This is a genomic window from Stenotrophomonas sp. INTA L402-1, assembly GCF_059295135.1.
In genome coordinates this window covers 1-504 of record NZ_JCAFWP010000271.1, presented here as the reverse complement: position 1 = coordinate 504, position 504 = coordinate 1, and the positions used below count along the sequence as shown (strand labels likewise).

1 protein-coding gene is annotated in these 504 nt (G+C 59.9%); it reads right to left on the bottom strand.

The genetic code is table 11. The features are described from left to right. Positions 1 to 504: calcium-binding protein (locus tag AC5O77_RS22735; RefSeq protein WP_494507297.1), on the bottom strand; the 504-nt coding region annotated here is incomplete at both ends.

The following is a 504-nucleotide window of genomic DNA, read 5'->3' as shown; positions in this document are numbered from 1 at the left end:
GCCTTCCCATGTCCCTACCGTAAAGCCATTCACCACATCCGAGCCGTTGCCGCCGGTCGCGTCGCTTGCGTTGAGCAGTTTATAGAGCAAGGTGTCGTGGCCGCCGTTGCCGATGTTGAGCGTGTCGTTACCGCCGCGCCCTTCCAGTTGGTTATCGCCGCTGCTGCCGGTCAGAGTGTCGTTAAAATTCGAGCCGGATATCCCTTCGATATTGGTAAATGTCGAGGTGTTAAAGCCGATGGCCTGCGCGGCGGTGCTGCTTAAGTTCGCGGTCACGCCCACCGTCGAGAGGCGGAAATCAACCACGTCCATCCCGCCATTCGCCAGCCACGTTCCGGTGCCGGAGCTGTACACCCAGCCGCCGGAGCCGTCGTAAGTGTCGGTGCCTGCGGTGGCAAAGAAGGTGTCGTTATAGCCCGTGCCGACAAACTTGCCGTTGTTGCTCGCGGTGCCTGCTTCGGCGCTGAGGTCGTAAGCGTGGGTAGCACTGTCTCTTATACACAT